Source organism: Pseudomonas sp. WPR_5_2 (assembly GCF_003634475.1).
Classification (GTDB): Bacteria; Pseudomonadota; Gammaproteobacteria; order Pseudomonadales; family Pseudomonadaceae; genus Aquipseudomonas; species Aquipseudomonas izuensis.
This window is the reverse complement of the sequence record NZ_RBLA01000002.1, coordinates 663,024-677,673: the sequence shown is the minus strand read 5'-3', so window position 1 is coordinate 677,673 and position 14,650 is coordinate 663,024. Positions and strand designations below refer to the sequence as shown.

The 14,650-nt window shown below is 60.6% G+C and carries 16 protein-coding genes and 1 pseudogene; 8 read left to right on the top strand and 9 right to left on the bottom strand.

Features of this window, described 5'->3' with window-relative positions; all coding sequences use genetic code 11:
* Nucleotides 1-10 precede the first annotated feature (10 nt).
* Both BJ917_RS32690 and BJ917_RS32685 read right to left on the bottom strand, forming a co-directional pair.
* Nucleotides 11-736: a methyl-accepting chemotaxis protein gene (locus BJ917_RS32690; protein ID WP_372237718.1), complete on the bottom strand. Its 726-nt coding sequence runs from the start codon at nt 734-736 to the stop codon at nt 11-13.
* Nucleotides 737-868: 132 nt separating this feature from the next.
* Nucleotides 869-1,624: pseudogene (locus BJ917_RS32685) on the bottom strand (MCP four helix bundle domain-containing protein); the annotation flags it as partial.
* A gap of 237 nt (nt 1,625-1,861) precedes the next feature.
* On the opposite strand from BJ917_RS32685, the gene BJ917_RS11925 reads away from it, so the two are divergent.
* On the top strand, nt 1,862-2,293 hold the full coding sequence (locus BJ917_RS11925) for a nuclear transport factor 2 family protein (protein WP_121103436.1): 432 nt from the start codon (nt 1,862-1,864) through the stop codon (nt 2,291-2,293).
* A gap of 138 nt (nt 2,294-2,431) precedes the next feature.
* Here the strand turns inward: BJ917_RS11925 and nirD are convergent, their stop codons facing one another.
* From nirD to BJ917_RS11910, 3 genes are all read right to left on the bottom strand, one after another.
* Nucleotides 2,432-2,806: a nitrite reductase small subunit NirD gene (gene nirD, locus BJ917_RS11920; protein ID WP_121103435.1), complete on the bottom strand. Its 375-nt coding sequence runs from the start codon at nt 2,804-2,806 to the stop codon at nt 2,432-2,434.
* Nucleotides 2,806-5,367, bottom strand: coding sequence for a nitrite reductase large subunit NirB (gene nirB / locus BJ917_RS11915; RefSeq protein WP_121103434.1), 2,562 nt, complete (start codon nt 5,365-5,367; stop codon nt 2,806-2,808). The genes nirD and nirB overlap by 1 nt, the downstream gene beginning before the upstream one ends.
* A 450-nt stretch (nt 5,368-5,817) precedes the next feature.
* Nucleotides 5,818-6,018 carry a YbdD/YjiX family protein gene (locus BJ917_RS11910; RefSeq protein WP_096510345.1) on the bottom strand — a complete coding sequence of 67 codons (201 nt, stop codon included), beginning with the start codon at nt 6,016-6,018 and terminating at the stop codon, nt 5,818-5,820.
* 242 nt (nt 6,019-6,260) lie between these two features.
* On the opposite strand from BJ917_RS11910, the gene BJ917_RS11905 reads away from it, so the two are divergent.
* Genes BJ917_RS11905 through msrA form a run of 3 tightly spaced genes read left to right on the top strand, consistent with a single transcriptional unit; the run spans nt 6,261 to nt 7,928 of the window.
* Nucleotides 6,261-6,866: an SCO family protein gene (locus BJ917_RS11905; RefSeq protein WP_096510344.1), complete on the top strand. Its 606-nt coding sequence runs from the start codon at nt 6,261-6,263 to the stop codon at nt 6,864-6,866.
* Nucleotides 6,866-7,369 carry a copper chaperone PCu(A)C gene (locus BJ917_RS11900; RefSeq protein ID WP_096510343.1) on the top strand — a complete coding sequence of 168 codons (504 nt, stop codon included), beginning with the start codon at nt 6,866-6,868 and terminating at the stop codon, nt 7,367-7,369. Before BJ917_RS11905 ends, BJ917_RS11900 begins: the two co-directional genes overlap by 1 nt.
* A gap of 52 nt (nt 7,370-7,421) precedes the next feature.
* Nucleotides 7,422-7,928 carry a peptide-methionine (S)-S-oxide reductase MsrA gene (gene msrA / locus BJ917_RS11895; protein WP_121103433.1) on the top strand — a complete coding sequence of 169 codons (507 nt, stop codon included), beginning with the start codon at nt 7,422-7,424 and terminating at the stop codon, nt 7,926-7,928.
* A gap of 136 nt (nt 7,929-8,064) precedes the next feature.
* Here msrA and BJ917_RS11890 read toward each other — a convergent pair whose 3' ends face one another.
* Complete coding sequence (locus BJ917_RS11890) at nt 8,065-8,607, bottom strand: hypothetical protein (RefSeq protein ID WP_121103432.1); 543 nt, start codon at nt 8,605-8,607, stop codon at nt 8,065-8,067.
* 204 nt (nt 8,608-8,811) lie between these two features.
* On the opposite strand from BJ917_RS11890, the gene BJ917_RS11885 reads away from it, so the two are divergent.
* The 4 genes from BJ917_RS11885 to BJ917_RS11870 all read left to right on the top strand — a co-directional run bounded on the left by BJ917_RS11885 (nt 8,812) and on the right by BJ917_RS11870 (nt 10,928).
* On the top strand, nt 8,812-9,405 hold the full coding sequence (locus BJ917_RS11885) for a hypothetical protein (protein ID WP_121103431.1): 594 nt from the start codon (nt 8,812-8,814) through the stop codon (nt 9,403-9,405).
* 5 nt (nt 9,406-9,410) lie between these two features.
* Nucleotides 9,411-10,058, top strand: a complete 648-nt coding sequence (locus tag BJ917_RS11880) for a DUF2238 domain-containing protein (protein ID WP_121103430.1) — start codon at nt 9,411-9,413, stop codon at nt 10,056-10,058.
* Nucleotides 10,059-10,143: 85 nt separating this feature from the next.
* Complete coding sequence (locus tag BJ917_RS11875; RefSeq protein WP_096510338.1) at nt 10,144-10,332, top strand: hypothetical protein; 189 nt, start codon at nt 10,144-10,146, stop codon at nt 10,330-10,332.
* Nucleotides 10,333-10,490: 158 nt separating this feature from the next.
* The gene (locus BJ917_RS11870) at nt 10,491-10,928 is read left to right on the top strand and encodes a short chain dehydrogenase (protein ID WP_121103429.1); all 438 of its coding nucleotides are present in this window, start codon (nt 10,491-10,493) and stop codon (nt 10,926-10,928) included.
* Nucleotides 10,929-10,944: 16 nt separating this feature from the next.
* On the opposite strand, the gene BJ917_RS11865 is transcribed toward BJ917_RS11870, so the two are convergent.
* The 3 genes from BJ917_RS11865 to BJ917_RS11855 all read right to left on the bottom strand — a co-directional run bounded on the left by BJ917_RS11865 (nt 10,945) and on the right by BJ917_RS11855 (nt 14,639).
* The gene (locus tag BJ917_RS11865; protein WP_096510336.1) at nt 10,945-11,817 is read right to left on the bottom strand and encodes a mechanosensitive ion channel family protein; all 873 of its coding nucleotides are present in this window, start codon (nt 11,815-11,817) and stop codon (nt 10,945-10,947) included.
* 226 nt (nt 11,818-12,043) lie between these two features.
* Nucleotides 12,044-14,041, bottom strand: coding sequence for a U32 family peptidase (locus BJ917_RS11860; RefSeq protein ID WP_096510335.1), 1,998 nt, complete (start codon nt 14,039-14,041; stop codon nt 12,044-12,046).
* A 217-nt stretch (nt 14,042-14,258) separates the two neighbouring features.
* Nucleotides 14,259-14,639 carry a RidA family protein gene (locus BJ917_RS11855; protein ID WP_096510334.1) on the bottom strand — a complete coding sequence of 127 codons (381 nt, stop codon included), beginning with the start codon at nt 14,637-14,639 and terminating at the stop codon, nt 14,259-14,261.
* Nucleotides 14,640-14,650: the final 11 nt, after the last annotated feature.

Here is a 14,650-nt window from a genome sequence, read left to right as displayed (position 1 = left end):
ATTTCACGAATCACAATCGAAACCGATCCACCGACTGCGACAGTTTTCCAGCCAACGAAGACAACTCATCGGTCGTCGAAGCCGTCTGCCCTATCACCTTGCTGGTGCCTTCGGACATGCCGGCAATCATCTCCACCTGATGGGCGATTTCGTTGCTCGCCAGGCTCTGCTCGCCGATGGTGCGGCTGATGTCGTTGACCAGTTGCGTGGTATTGAGCGTGGCGTCGAGGATTTCGCGGATGGCGCGTTCAACATCGGCGGTCACCGCCATGCCTTTGTCGACCTGGGCCACGCCCGCCTCCATGCTGGTCACCGCCTCGCGGGTGCTCTGCTGGATGCGCGAGACCATGGCGGCGATTTCCTGGGTGGAGGCGCTGGTGCGTCCGGCGAGGCTGCGCACTTCGTCGGCCACCACGGCAAACCCGCGCCCCTGCTCACCGGCGCGGGCGGCTTCGATGGCGGCGTTCAGCGCCAGCAGGTTGGTCTGATCGGCGATGCCCTTGATCACCTGGATGATGCTGAAAATCGCTTCGGAATCCTTGTCCAGCGTACGAATCACCTGCGCCGATTGCTGCGCCGAACGGGCGATGCCGTCCATGTCGTTGACCACCTGATGGATCACCCGCCCGCCATCCTTGGCCAGCGCCTCGGCCTGGTTGGCCATGTTCAGCGCGCGCTCGGCATGCCGGGTGATTTCCTCGATGCTCGCGGTCATTTCGCTGGCGGCCGCGGCCATGGTGCTGGCCGCGACGCTTTGTTGCTGGCTGCTGCCCGCGACTTCGTGGCAGCCGTTGCTCAATCGTTCACTCATGCCGCTGACGCCATGGGCGTTGCTGCGCACCACTTCGATCATGCCGCGCAAATCCCGCTGCATGGTGGCCAGGCTGCGAATCAATTGACCGGCTTCGTCGTTGCGCTGGCTCTCGACGATTGGCTCGCCGAGATTGCCGTGGGCGATGCTTTCGGCAATGCGGCTGGCGGTCTGCAACGGCCCCAAGATGCTGACAATGGCCGAACGACCCAGCACCAGCAGGAGCAGCAGGCTGACGATGAGCACAACGCCGACCGTGAGGTTGGCATTGCTGATGGCCTGCGCCGTGCCCTGGCTGGTGTGCTGGGTGTTGTTTTCAATCAGCTCGCTGAGGGCCGCCATCTGGTTTTCCAATTGGCTGAACGCGCTGTTGAAGGTGCTCAATTCCTTTTGCGCGGCCTCGGGGTTTTCCAGGGCCAGGCCAACAATGCGCTCGGCGGCACTGATGTAGGTATCGAGACTGGGCTTGATCTGGTTCAGCGCGGTTTTCAGGGTGTCGTTGACCGGCAATTTGAGGTTTTCGCCGAGCACTTCACGAAAGTGCGCGGTGTGCTCCTCGATGGAGCTGCGCACCTCGGCCTTGCTGCTGGTGCTTTTGCCCAAGCCCACCAGCATCGCCGACAGCACATCGGCGCGCAGCGCATCGTGCATCATGTCGGCCTCAAGATGATTGCGCAGTGCGGTCATGCCAACGTCGTTGGCCTGCACCGCCCCCGCCATCTGGCTATTTCCCAGGTAACTGACCATGCCCATGATCAATGCGGTGAGCACGCCGGTGCCGATCAGTAACAGTAAACGCAGTTTTATGGACACTCTGTGGTTCCTCTTTTCGCACGTCTATCGTTTGGGTGGCTTCATCATCCTAAAGAAAGCCCATTGCTGAAGAGGTTATCGGCGGGTCACGGCGGTTACTGAAAGCCTGCAACCGGGTTTTACGGTTTTTACGACATGCGGTAGGTGTCGTCTTCCATCAATCCCCTGCCCGCCATCTTCCATTTCAGGGGAAATCTGATAGGTTGTACGACAACCTACAACAACAAGGAAACTCCCATGAAAAAAGTCAAAGTGCTGATCGGCTTTCTCTGCCTGTTCAGCGGCTATGTCGTAGCCGCGTCCTCGTCGAGTGACAAGGATGTCGCGCAAGCCGTCGACCATCTGACCGACGCCATGCTGCACAAGAACATTGCGCAACTTCAGGCATTGACCGCCGAGAACCTGACCTACGGGCATTCCAGCGGCAAGATCCAGGACAAGCAAGCCTTCATCGCCGACATCGAAACCGGCAAAAGCGCGTTCAAAACCCTCGAGATGCAGAACCAGACCATCACGGTCTCCGGTGATGTCGCACTGGTCCGCCATCACTTTTCGGCCCAGGCCCTCAAGGGTACCGAAGTGGTTCCCACCGAAATCGAGAACTTGCAGATCTGGCAGAAGCAACACGGGAAATGGTTACTGGTAGGACGACAAGCATTCAAATTCTGATGTTGGTTTAACTGTCAGATAGCGTTGGACGGGCTCTCCTGTGGGAGCGAGCCTGCTCGCGAAGAAGCCGTGTCAGTCAATATTTTTGTCAACTGACACACTGCTTTCGCGAGCAGGCTCGCTCCCACAGGGGGGGAATCACACTACTGCGACCTCCACCCTCCCCCCGTTCAACCGCACCGGCCACACCCGCAAACGCTGTTGCGGGTACTCCAGGCAACTGCCGTCCTCCAGGCGAAAGTGCTGCTTGTAGATGGGCGAAGCCACCACCAGCTCGCCCTTGATGCTGCCGACCAGGCCGCGACCGATGACATTGGCCCCCGATTGCGGGTCGTGGTTGTCGATGGCGTAGAGGTTTTTGCCCTCGATGCCCGGCAGGTAGAACAGCGCCACCTGCGCACCGTCCAGCCACACCACCACGCCAGAGTCGTTCACCAGATCCTGCTGGCTGCACACCGATTGCCAGGTGGCAGACAAACCGGTTTCAACGCGTTGGGTATTGGACTGATTCATCAGACGTTCTCCTCGGTGACAGGGATCAGGTTGAGTTCGGCGGCCATGATCGGGCGCCGTTGGCCGCGTTCCTGGACAAAGTGGATGTCCGGGTCCGGGCGTTTGTCGTTGACGAAGGTACGGAAGCGCTTGAGTTTTTCCGGGTCTTTGAGGGCATTGGCCCACTCGCATTCATAACGATTGACCACCAGTTGCATCTGCGACTCCAGTTCAGCACCCAGGCCCAGGCTGTCGTGGATGATCACGTCCTTGAGGTAGTCCAGGCCGCCCTCCAGGCTTTCGCGCCATACCGAGGTGCGCTGCAGCTTGTCGGCGGTGCGGATGTAGAACATCAGGAAGCGGTCGATGTAGCGGATCAGCGTCGCATCATCCAGATCGGTGGCGAACAGTTCGGCGTGACGCGGGCGCATGCCGCCGTTGCCGGCGATGTAGAGGTTCCAGCCCTTCTCGGTGGCGATCACCCCCACATCCTTGCTCTGTGCTTCGGCGCACTCACGGGTGCAACCGGACACCGCGAACTTGAGCTTGTGCGGCGAACGCAGGCCCTTGTAACGGTCTTCGATCGTCAGGGCCATTTGCACGCTGTCCTGCACGCCGTACCGGCACCAGGTGCTGCCGACGCAGGATTTCACCGTGCGGGTCGATTTGCCGTAGGCGTGCCCGGTTTCAAAGCCGGCTTCGATCAATTCGCCCCAGATGTCCGGCAACTGATGCAACTGTGCGCCGAACAAATCGATGCGCTGGCCGCCGGTGATTTTGGTGTAGAGGTCGTATTTCTTCGCCACCACGCCGATGGCGATCAGCTTGTCGGCGGTGATTTCGCCACCGGGAATGCGCGGCACCACCGAGTAAGTGCCGTTTTTCTGCATGTTGGCCATGAAGGTGTCGTTGGTGTCCTGCAACGGCACGAGCGACGGGTCCATGATCGGCTGGTTCCAGCACGACGCCAGGATCGAGCCCACCGCCGGCTTGCAGACATCGCAACCGGTGTGCCCGCGACCGTGCTTGGCCAGCAGCTCTTCGAAGGTGATCACCCCTTCTACCCGCACCAGCGCATACAGTTCCTGACGGGTGTAGGCGAAATGCTCGCACAGGCTCTTGTCGACGCTGACGCCACGGGCAATCAACTCATGCTCGAAGACTTGCTTGAGCAGCCCGGCGCAACCGCCACAACCGGTGCAGGCCTTGGTCTGCGACTTGAGCAGGCCGAGGTCGGTGCAACCGCCGTCGATGGCCGAGCAGATGGCGCCCTTGGTCACGTTGTGGCACGAACAGACCGTGGCCGATTCCGGCAAGGCGCCTGGGCCCAGGGTCGGCGCACCTTCGGACGACGGCAGGATCAGGCCGGCCGGTTCGGCCGGCAAGGCAATCGCGTTCTGCATGTATTGCAGCAGGGTGTCGTAATAGCTGTTGTCGCCGATCAGCACCGCACCGAGCACCTGCTTGCCACTGGTATCCACCACCAGGCGCCGATAGCTGGCCGTGGTCTCGTCGATGAACTGATAACTGCGGGCGCCCGGGGTGTGGGCATGGGCATCGCCGATGGAGCCGACATCGACACCCAGCAACTTGAGCTTGGTCGACATGTCGGCGCCGCGGAACGGCTCGGCAGCGTCGTCACACAGGCGCGCGGCGACGCTGCGGGCCATCTGGTAGCCGGGGGCAACCAGGCCGAACAGACTGCCGTTCCATGAAGCGCATTCACCGATGGCGTAGATGTTCGGGTCGCAACTCAGGCAGGTGTCGTCGATCACCACACCACCGCGCGGGCCGATCTCCAGCGCACATTGGCGGGCCAGCGCATCCTGGGCACGGATACCGGCGGAGAACACTACCAGGTCGGTTTCGAGGAACTCGTCGTTTGCAAAATTCATCCGATAGCGGTACTGCTCCCCCGCACTGATCGATTGCGTGGCGCGGGACAGGTGCACGCCGACGCCCAGCCGTTCGATCTGTGCCTTGAGCGCCAGACCGCCAAGATCATCCAATTGCACCGGCATCAGGCGCGGCGCGAATTCCACCACGTGGGCTTCAAGGCCCAGGCTTTTCAGGGCGTTGGCGGCTTCCAGGCCGAGCAGGCCACCACCGACCACTACACCGCGCCGGGCATTGGCCGCCGCGGCACGGATGGCATCGAGGTCTTCAAGGGTGCGGTAGACCAGTCGCGAATCGCCTTCGGCACCTTCAATCGCTGGCACGAACGGATAAGAACCGGTGGCCATGATCAGTTTGTCGTAGGCCACGCAACCCTGGGCGGTGATGACTTCGCGTCGTGCGCGGTCGATTTCCAGCACCGGCATACCCAGGTGCAGCGTGACGCCGGGCGTCTGGTACAACGAGGCGTCACTCAGCGCCAGCGATTCGGCATCGCGACCGGTGAAGTATTCGGACAGATGCACACGGTCGTAGGCGCGCATCGGCTCTTCGCTGAAAACGTGCAGACGATAGCGCCCGAGGGCGCCGCGCTCGATCAACTGCTCGACACAATGATGGCCGACCATGCCATTGCCGATCACAACCAGCGTTTGCAGCTTGTTCAACGTGGCTACAGTGCAATTCATAAATGACCCTGCTCGTTCAAAAAGCAAAAAAAAACGCCTGAAACCTTGCGGTTCCAGGCGTCTTTGCCTGTTCTCTTGCGGTGTTGAAACCAGACGGCCATGCCCGGTCCACCGATATTGCCCACGACCTGTGCGGTTGATCGATCGTCGTTGACCGAGCGGGCTGTCCGCCTAGTTAGATGGACTTGAGGGGGTCTTTGCAGGGTTTGTGCCAGTGTATGGATCAGGGCTGGGAAGACGTTGATTCAGGCGGGTTTGATGCGATTGGCAGGGCATGAATGGCACGCAGGTGGACGAACAAATCGCTGCGCGCTGGTGCACGTTATCGGTCTTTGCGCTTTATAAAAGTGCACGCAAATTCAGGTCCCCCAAAAAACCTGTGGCGAGGGAGCTTGCTCCCTCGCCACAGGTTTATTGGTGTTTTATACATCCATGGACAACATCAACCTTTCAGCAGCACCGCGTATTGCACTTGCCCCGGCCAAACCGCGCTTCCTGGCGCTCACGGAAAAACGCCTCGTAACTCATCACCGGCTCACCCGGAGATTTGAGCGCCATTTGCGCGACGTAGTTGTCGTAATCGGGAACGCCCACCATTAACCGTGCGCTCTGGCGGAAGAAACTGGCGGCCTGTTGCAATTGACGGAACATGGCAATGCTCTCAATGGGTATTGGACGCCGCCATGGAACCCCACGAATGTATCTGCAATGTGTCAGCGCGCGGTTCCTTTGTATTTTCGTGTAGACAAGCCCCCGCGACCTTTTGGCGCAGGACCTTCGGGCGACCGATTAAGCGCGATTGGGCAACAGTTTGTTAACATCCCTGCGCTTTTTTCCGCCTGATGCGTCAGGCACTGTGTTTTTTCTGTCGCTACACAGGAAGCTTTATTTCCATGAGTACGTTGTATTCCCGTCGCACGGTCCTGCAGGGCATGAGCCTGCTGAGCCTTGGCCTGCTCGCCGGTTGCGATGGCAGCAGCAAGCTGTCGTTCAAGTACGGCAAGGACCTGAGCGACAAGATCATGGGGCGTAACTTCAAGCTCAAGGACGCCGACGGCGAAACCCGGATGCTCGGTAGCTACCGGGGCCTGATGCCGATGATTTTCTTCGGGTTCACCCAATGCCCGGCCGTCTGCCCGACGACCCTGGCCCGTGCTGCCCAGGCGAAGAAACTGATGGGCCGCGATGGCGACCGCCTGCAGGTGATCTTCATCACCTTGGACCCCGAGCGCGACACCCCGCAAATGCTCGACAAATACGTCAAGGCCTTCGATCCCAGCTTCGAAGCACTGTCCGGCACACTGGAAGAAACCGCCGCCGTTGCCAAAGAGTTCGGCGTATTCTTCGAGAAAGTGCCGAGCGGCGACACCTACACCCTGTCCCATACCGCGACCAGCTACGTATTCGACTCCCGAGGCAATCTGCGCCTGGGCCTGTCCGCGTCCCTTACCGCTCAAGAGTGCGCAGAAGACCTGCTCACCGTCATGGAGGTCTGCTGATGACTTCGTTGTTCCCGAACCGTATTAAACAGCTGGCGCTGGGCCTTTCCCTGATCGGCCTGGCCTGGCAGGCGTGCGCGCAAACCCAGGTCAGTGACGCCTGGGTCCGCGCCACGGTGGCCGGTCAGCATTCGACCGGCGCCTTCATGACCCTGCAGGCCGATACGGACAGCAAGCTGCTCAGCGTGCAGTCGCCCGTCGCCAAGACTGCACAGATCCACGAAATGAGCATGAAAGACGATGTGATGCGCATGGGTCAGGTCGAATCCGTGGCGTTGCCGGCCGGCAAGCCGGTGAGCCTAGGCCCCAACGGCTACCACGTCATGTTGATGGACCTGACGGCCCAGGTAGCAGAAGGCAGCAAAGTGCCCCTGACCCTGACCGTGGAAAACGCCAAGGGTGAGAAAGAGACGATCAAGGTCGAGGCCGAAGCCCGTTCGCTCGGCGCGATGGACCACGGCAGCATGGATCACAGCAAGATGGATCACAGCAAAATGCAATGAGGGTCTGATGGCCTCGCTCAACGAGGCCGTTCACTGATGGGAGGTGCGCACCATGACGACGAACACCGAAACCGCCATCCTCGCCGGCGGCTGCTTCTGGGGCATGCAGGATCTGTTGCGACGCTACCCGGGCGTGCTTGCCACGCGGGTCGGTTACTCGGGCGGCGATGTGCCCAATGCCACCTACCGCAACCACGGCACCCACGCCGAGGCGATCGAGATCGTCTTCGACCCGCAGCAGATCAGTTATCGGCAGATTCTCGAATTCTTCTTCCAGATCCACGACCCGACCACCAAAAATCGCCAGGGCAACGACCTGGGGACGAGCTATCGCTCGGCACTCTATTACCTGAGCGATGAACAACGACAAGTCGCTGAAGACACCGTTGCGGACGTCGAAGCTTCCGGCCTCTGGCCCGGCAAGGTCGTCACCGAGATCGAGCCCGCCGGACCGTTCTGGGAAGCGGAGCCTGAACACCAGGATTATCTCGAACACTACCCCAACGGCTACACCTGCCACTTCATCCGGCCAAACTGGACGTTACCCAAACGCGGGTAATCGCTAACCCCCTTCCTCTGTAGGAGCTGGCTTGTCGGATCGCCGCACCGCAGCGAAAGCGGACTGTCAGCCGACACATTCATCGCTTGAAAGAATGTTTTCGCTGGCAAGCCAGCTCCTACAAGCGGGGGGTTACTCAAGGCAGGTAGCCGCGCTGGACCCAGACCCGGCGGTCAATGGCCTGTCGTAGTCGCTCACGGCTTTCGGTCCAGACCTGCGGGTCGACCGAGGTCGTCGAGCGCATCAGGTCGAGCATGGCCGAATGGGCGGCCCGGTATTCAGCCAGGGCATCGCTGGCCTTGATTTTCAACCGCTCGCTGTCGGTCATTTCCATCCGCCGCAAGGCCAGTATCGCCTCGTCGGTGATCAGCGGACTCAAGGTCAGTTGCGGGCGGTGAGGCGCCACGAATGGCTGGGTCTCCAGGACGATTTCCCGGGCTCGCAATGAGCCCCACTTCAACGCGCAAGCGAGCGGTTCGCGGAAACTGCGGTCCTGAAACCCTTCGAAAACCGCGCCACCACCGGCGTCGTAGACGCCAATAAAGACTTGGGTCATCCCCGCCGGCGTGATGCGCGCCTGCACTTCAATCTGACGACCGTCGTTCAACTCGTCTTCATAAGTTTTTGCGGGCAAGCGTTTATTGAGCCATAACCAGTACTGTGCGCCTCTGCGTCGCATTCATTGCCCTCCCCGGTTTAATCACCGAGTAAGGCACAGGAAGGCGCTGTCCGCCATGCCATCGGTCGTTCAAAAAAAGGGGAAGTGGATGGGCCGCCGCACATTCAATCATCAAGATGCCATTGAGGATCTAGACTTCATCAATGGCGGGATAGATCACCCGTCAGTTCAATCAGAAGGCCAATAAAAACAAGGAAATTCACCTTGAACATTTCAACCCTTTGCCTCCTGGGGGGCCTGCTGGTTTCCGCCGGGGCGTGTGCCAACGGAGTCATTCCTGTCCTCGAACTGGACTTCACCCGGTCGGCCATCGAGACCCTGAAAAAACACGGCATCAACGATGCCTGCATCATCGCCGCCGGCAACCCCGGCGCGTTCACTTACTGCCGGGAAGGCTCGGCAACGCTCTGGAAGTATCAGGCGCTGGACCTGGATCAACAGGCAACGCCCCTCAAGGGCACCCGCCTGGCTTCACTGGCTGACGGACTTATCTCCATCGCTGAATTCAAGAGCCCTGCCTGCGCGACAGAGGCGCCCAAGCCGCTGATCCAACCGGCGATTACCCGCGGGGTCGTCATCGGCCTGATCGCCTTGTTTCTGTTCATTGGCTTGCACTACACGTACAAGGCAACCATGGATGGTTTCTTCGTTCGTACGGTGTATTCGGGCACCCACCTGCAGCGATCCACCGGCTCCATGAGTTCGAGTCGCTCGAGTCGTTCCACGACGAAAGCCTTGGGCGCTTTTGCCATCGCCGCGGCGGTGGCATTCATTTATTTCGGCTACCCCGCTTTGTGACCCACATGGCCGACAGCGAACCGGCCATTGCAAACCCGGCCTCCCCCACCCAGGCCGGGGTCGCCCTGGCGACGGCGGTCGCTCTTGTGATGGTGTCCGGCATTGCGCCCCTTGATTCAGTGGACTGGCTGCTGGAGAACGTGGTTCCCATCACGGTCATACTGGCGCTGTGCGCCGGACTGCGGCATCGACGCCTGTCCTGGCAGGCTTACCTGGCGGTCCTGCTGCTGCTCGGCATTCACGAACTCGGTGCACATTTCACCTATGCCAAGGTGCCTTATGAGCAATGGGCGCACGCGCTCACCGATCACTCGCTGAACGCGGCGTTTGACTGGAAGCGCAACCAGTATGATCGCCTGGTGCATTTGAGCTATGGACTGCTGATCGTCATCCCGCTGCGGGAAATGCTCTGCCGCCAGACACCCTTGCGCGGTGGCTGGTTGGCGCTAATGGTGCTGAGCCTGGTCCTCGCGACATCGGCATTGTACGAACTGGTCGAATGGATCGGCGGCGAGTACCTGGGGGACGATCAGGCCGAGGCGTTCGTGGCCACCCAGAAGGATATCTGGGACTCGCAGAAAGACATGGCCCTGGCGTTCCTCGGGGCACTTATCTGCCTGGTATTGCGCGCCGCCCTGAAGTTCAGGCATTGATCAACCGATCAGGCTGCACCGGCAAAATAACTCGAACTCGTTCCAGGGTGCTCTATCCAATGTGAAGACACTGGAGGAAAACACCATGAACAACGACGACCGTGCCAAAACCGTCGAACCCTTCGCGACCATTCCCGGTGAGTCCGAAAACCGTGACCCCGACAATGCTGATGAGACCCTGCCCTCCTCTCCGGCGCCATCCGATGAGCCGGAGGCCGATGAGTTCCAGCGCAAAGTCGACGAGATCGAGCGAAAGGTGGCCGATGGCAATTGAGCCAATGGACCGGTGACAGAGCAAAAGACTACGCGTGAACCTGTAGGTGAAAACAGGGAACTGCACACAAGCTGCCGATCAGCCGCCGTACGCATTTGAAGTGGCCACGGCGCTTTCTTTTTACACCCGCTATTTGCACCCGCAAGGAGGAACTCACCATGATCGCTTCATTGACCGGCATGAAACCGGGTGAGCGCTACATCATCGAAAGCGTCGAGCGTGCCCATCATTTCCCGGGCTTCTTTCTTGACGGAAAGTATTACCTGGAACCCGAGTTACAGACCGCCGTCGGCTGGCTCGAAGGTCAGCAGTTCCTGTATGACCAACTCGATCCGACAGGAGAGCCGGTGTTTCCCGGCCGGGTCGCCGGCACCATCGAAGACCTGACATTGACCCTGGCCGATGGCGCGCGTCTGACGTTGAGCGAGGCGCCTTTCTGCGCCCAGGCAGACCTGCCCATGCCAGTGGTCGATATCCGCCCTGTCCAAGGATATGTGCAACGCCCTTCACCACTGCTGGTGGCTGCTGCAGCGTTATTGTTTGGCGGTTGCCTGCTGGCGTTGAATCGCTTTCGAGGCCGTAACCGCCATCACTGAAAACCGGTTCCTGAGGTCACTCCTTTGCGAGCGGGCCGGGCAGCGCGGCACCCTGCTGGAAGATCACGGTCTGCGCCGGCATCGGTGCCGGGAAGCCGGCTTCGCCGAGGGCATCCTTGATGATGCGGTTGGTGTCGAAATACACCTGCCAATAGTTTTCGTTGTGGCAGTACGGACGCACTGCCAATACCGGACCGACCAGATTGAACTCCAGGATCTCCACGTCTACCGCAGGCGTCTCAAGCACATTGGGGATGGCGGCGATTTTCTCTTTCAGCAACGCCGCGGCCGCTTTCCAGTCGGCGGCGCCGGACAGCTGCGCCTTGAGCTCGACACGACGGAACGGATTGTGGGTGAAGTTCTGGATGTTGTCGCTGAAGATCTTGTTGTTGCCGACCAGGGTCAGCACGTTGTCCGGCGTGTTGATCGCGGTGGCGAACAGGCCGATCTCGGTGACAGTTCCGACGACCCCGCCCGCCGAGATGAAATCGCCGACCTTGAACGGACGCAACACAATGATGAAGGCGCCAGCCGCCAGATTAGCCAGCAACCCCGACCAGGCCATGCCGATCGCCAGGCCGACGGCGGCGAGCAGTGCCGCGAACGTGGTGGTCTGCATGCCAAGGAAACCGAGGATGGCGATCACCAGGATGATGTTCAACGTCACGGTGATGGCCGAGCCAACATAGCGCAGCACGGTCGGATCGACTTTCTGCTTGCCCAGGGCTTTTTGCACCATGCCAACGGCAAAACCGATCAGCCAGCGGCCGACGATCCAGAACGCGATGGCGCCCAGAATCTTGACCGCGAAAGCCACGCCATAGGCCTGTATGACGGCTATGAGCGCGTTGAACTTCTCGGTGGTTACATTAACGATGGTCTCGTCCATGGCGCTGGCTCGCAAATGAGGGTTGACCTCAAGACGCTAGCACAGCCGGCGCGGGCCGCCAGTCGATTGGATTTTGTGCATTGCCGATCAGTTGAGCCTTTGAACACTGAAAACTTTGTGGGAGCGAGCCTGCTCGCGATGGCGGTGTGACAGTCGACGTTGATGTCGACTGACATTTCGCTATCGCGAGCAGGCTCGCTCCCACAGGTTTTGTGCTTACCCGAACTCAGTGCGGGGCGCGGGGGATGGTCTTGAGCAGGTCTTCGGGACTGATGTGGCCGACCACTGGCTGCGTGCTGCCCGGCAGCGGCAGGTCAAGGATGTGGCCCTTCATCTTGCCGATCACGTGCATCTCGCAAGGCTTGCAGTCGAACTTCAAGGTCAGCACTTCATCGCCGTGAATCAGCTGCATCGGCGCTACCTTGGTGCGCACACCGGTCACACCCTTGGCCTGTTTCGGACAGAGGTTGAAGGAGAAGCGCAGGCAATGCTTGGTGATCATCACCGGCACTTCGCCAAGTTCTTCATGGGCCTCGTACGCCGCGTCGATCAGCTCGACCCCGTGACGGTGATAGAAATCCCGGGCCTTCTGGTTGTACACGTTGGCCAGGAACGACAGGTGCGACTCCGGGTACACCGGTGGCGGGTTGGTCTCGGCCTTGCGGCCACCCCGTGGGTGTGCCAGCAGGCGGGCCGCCGTCAGCGCTTCGATCACTTCGCGGCGCAAGGCCTTGAGCTGCGAGTTGGGGATGAAGAACGCCTGGGGAGCATCGAGCTTGATGTCGGTGGCGTGGTATTCGGTGGTGCCCAGTTGACCCAGCAGGTCGCGCAGTTGCTCCAGCGCTTGTTCCGGCTTGTTGGCCAGGCCGAACGGACCGTCCAGGGACACGCTGGCGCTGACGCCCTCCTCGCTGGTGGCGGTCAGTTGCAGGCGCTGTTCGTCCAGGCGAGCCACCCAGGCCAGGCCGATGCGACGTTCGGCGGAGGTCTTTTGCAGGGCTTGCTGCCAGTTGTGATCCAGGTTGCGGTTCAGCGGATGATTCGGGCGCAACGAGTGCAACCCTTTCGGCATCTCGTTGGGCTCGACGCGGTAGCGATAGCGCTTCTCGCCGTCCTCTTCGAACTCGCCTTTGGGTTCGGCGATGTTGGTCCGCCAGCCCACGACTTCGCGCTTGACCAGCACGTTGAGGCCATCGCCGTTGGACAACGGCTCCTGGGTAACCACGATCAGGTCGCGCTTGCCGACTTTTTCCACCACACCGACCGGCAGGCCGGTGAAGGTCGGCGAGTCAAAGGCGCCGATATCGATCTTGCGGTCGCTGACGAAATAGTCGGTGCTGCCACGGTGGAACGTCTTGTCCGGGTCGGGCACGAAAAAGTGTGCGGTGCGGCCGCTGGAAGCGCGGGCCAGGTCCGGACGGTCTTCGAGAACCTCGTCCAGGCGCTGGCGGTAATAGGCCGTGATGTTCTTCACATAACCCATGTCCTTGTAGCGCCCTTCGATCTTGAACGAACGCACGCCGGCTTCGACCAGGGCACGGATGTTGGCGCTCTGGTTGTTGTCCTTCATCGACAGCAGGTGTTTTTCGTAGGCGATCACTCCGCCTTTTTCGTCCTTGAGGGTGTACGGCAGGCGGCAAGCCTGGGAGCAATCGCCACGGTTGGCACTGCGTCCGGTCTGCGCGTGGGAAATGTTGCACTGGCCGGAGAACGCCACACACAGTGCGCCGTGGATGAAGAACTCGATCGCCGCGTCGGTCTCGTCGGCGATGGCACGGATTTCCTGCAGGTTCAGCTCGCGGGCCAGGACCAGTTGCGAGAAACCGGCCTGGTCGAGGAACTTCGCCCGCGCCAGGGTGCGGATGTCAGTCTGGGTGCTGGCGTGCAGCTCGATCGGCGGGATGTCCAGTTCCATCACGCCCAGGTCCTGGACGATCAGCGCATCGACGCCGGCATCGTACAACTCGTGGATCAGCTTGCGGGCCGGCTCCAGCTCGTTGTCGTGCAGGATGGTGTTGATGGTGGTGAACACCCGGGCGTGGTAACGATGGGCGAACTCCACCAGGCCGGCAATATCGCTCACTTCGTTGCAGGCGTTGTGGCGGGCGCCGAAGCTCGGGCCGCCAAGGTACACGGCATCGGCGCCATGCAGGATGGCCTCGCGGGCAATGGCGACATCGCGGGCGGGGCTGAGCAATTCCAGGTGATGCTTGGGCAAGGACATATATTTTTTTAGTCAGGCTGTCACGGTCGAGGTGCGCATTGTAGCGGCGAAATGCCTGACGGGCACCCGTGTGCTGCCGGGTGGTGCTGGATTACCCAGATCCTTGTGGGAGCTGGCTTGCCAGCGATAGCGGTGTGTCAGGCGACATCAATGTTTGATGTGCCGACGCCATCGCTGGCAAGCCCGCTCCCACAGGGTTATGCGTATGACCTGTGAATCAGGCCTTGGCCGCCATGGCGACGACTTCCACCTTCATGCCTTCGACGGCCAGGGAGGCCACGCCTACGGCGGCACGCACCGGCCATGGCTTGGCGAAGTAGCGCTTGTAGACTTCGTTGAACGCGGCGCGGTCGGCCATGTCGGTGAGGTAGATGGTCAGGTGCATGACGCGATCCATGGAGCTGCCTGCACGTTCCAGTGCGACCTTGAGTGCTTGCAGGGTGCATTCGCACTGCAGGGTGATGTCGCCCAGTTCCAGGCTGCCGTCGGCGCGGGTCGGGATCTGAGTGGACATCAGGATGCCATTGAACGCGGCGACGTCGGAGGAGATGGAGTCCTGGTCGGGATCGGGTGTGAAGACGATGTCTTGGTTGGCCATGGGGCACTCTT

What these genes read in the sequence shown, in the direction of transcription:
- nirB (WP_121103434.1), bottom strand. Translation starts at nt 5,367, where the DNA reads ATGAATTGCACTGTAGCCACGTTGAACAAGCTGCAAACGCTGGTTGTG.
- BJ917_RS11925 (WP_121103436.1), top strand. Translation starts at nt 1,862, where the DNA reads ATGAAAAAAGTCAAAGTGCTGATCGGCTTTCTCTGCCTGTTCAGCGGC.
- BJ917_RS11880 (WP_121103430.1), top strand. Translation starts at nt 9,411, where the DNA reads ATGGCCGACAGCGAACCGGCCATTGCAAACCCGGCCTCCCCCACCCAG.
- BJ917_RS11855 (WP_096510334.1), bottom strand. Translation starts at nt 14,639, where the DNA reads ATGGCCAACCAAGACATCGTCTTCACACCCGATCCCGACCAGGACTCC.
- BJ917_RS11890 (WP_121103432.1), bottom strand. Translation starts at nt 8,607, where the DNA reads ATGCGACGCAGAGGCGCACAGTACTGGTTATGGCTCAATAAACGCTTG.
- BJ917_RS11910 (WP_096510345.1), bottom strand. Translation starts at nt 6,018, where the DNA reads ATGTTCCGTCAATTGCAACAGGCCGCCAGTTTCTTCCGCCAGAGCGCA.
- msrA (WP_121103433.1), top strand. Translation starts at nt 7,422, where the DNA reads ATGACGACGAACACCGAAACCGCCATCCTCGCCGGCGGCTGCTTCTGG.
- BJ917_RS11870 (WP_121103429.1), top strand. Translation starts at nt 10,491, where the DNA reads ATGATCGCTTCATTGACCGGCATGAAACCGGGTGAGCGCTACATCATC.
- nirD (WP_121103435.1), bottom strand. Translation starts at nt 2,806, where the DNA reads ATGAATCAGTCCAATACCCAACGCGTTGAAACCGGTTTGTCTGCCACC.
- BJ917_RS32690 (WP_372237718.1), bottom strand. Translation starts at nt 736, where the DNA reads ATGGCCGCGGCCGCCAGCGAAATGACCGCGAGCATCGAGGAAATCACC.
- BJ917_RS11905 (WP_096510344.1), top strand. Translation starts at nt 6,261, where the DNA reads ATGAGTACGTTGTATTCCCGTCGCACGGTCCTGCAGGGCATGAGCCTG.
- BJ917_RS11865 (WP_096510336.1), bottom strand. Translation starts at nt 11,817, where the DNA reads ATGGACGAGACCATCGTTAATGTAACCACCGAGAAGTTCAACGCGCTC.
- BJ917_RS11875 (WP_096510338.1), top strand. Translation starts at nt 10,144, where the DNA reads ATGAACAACGACGACCGTGCCAAAACCGTCGAACCCTTCGCGACCATT.
- BJ917_RS11860 (WP_096510335.1), bottom strand. Translation starts at nt 14,041, where the DNA reads ATGTCCTTGCCCAAGCATCACCTGGAATTGCTCAGCCCCGCCCGCGAT.
- BJ917_RS11900 (WP_096510343.1), top strand. Translation starts at nt 6,866, where the DNA reads ATGACTTCGTTGTTCCCGAACCGTATTAAACAGCTGGCGCTGGGCCTT.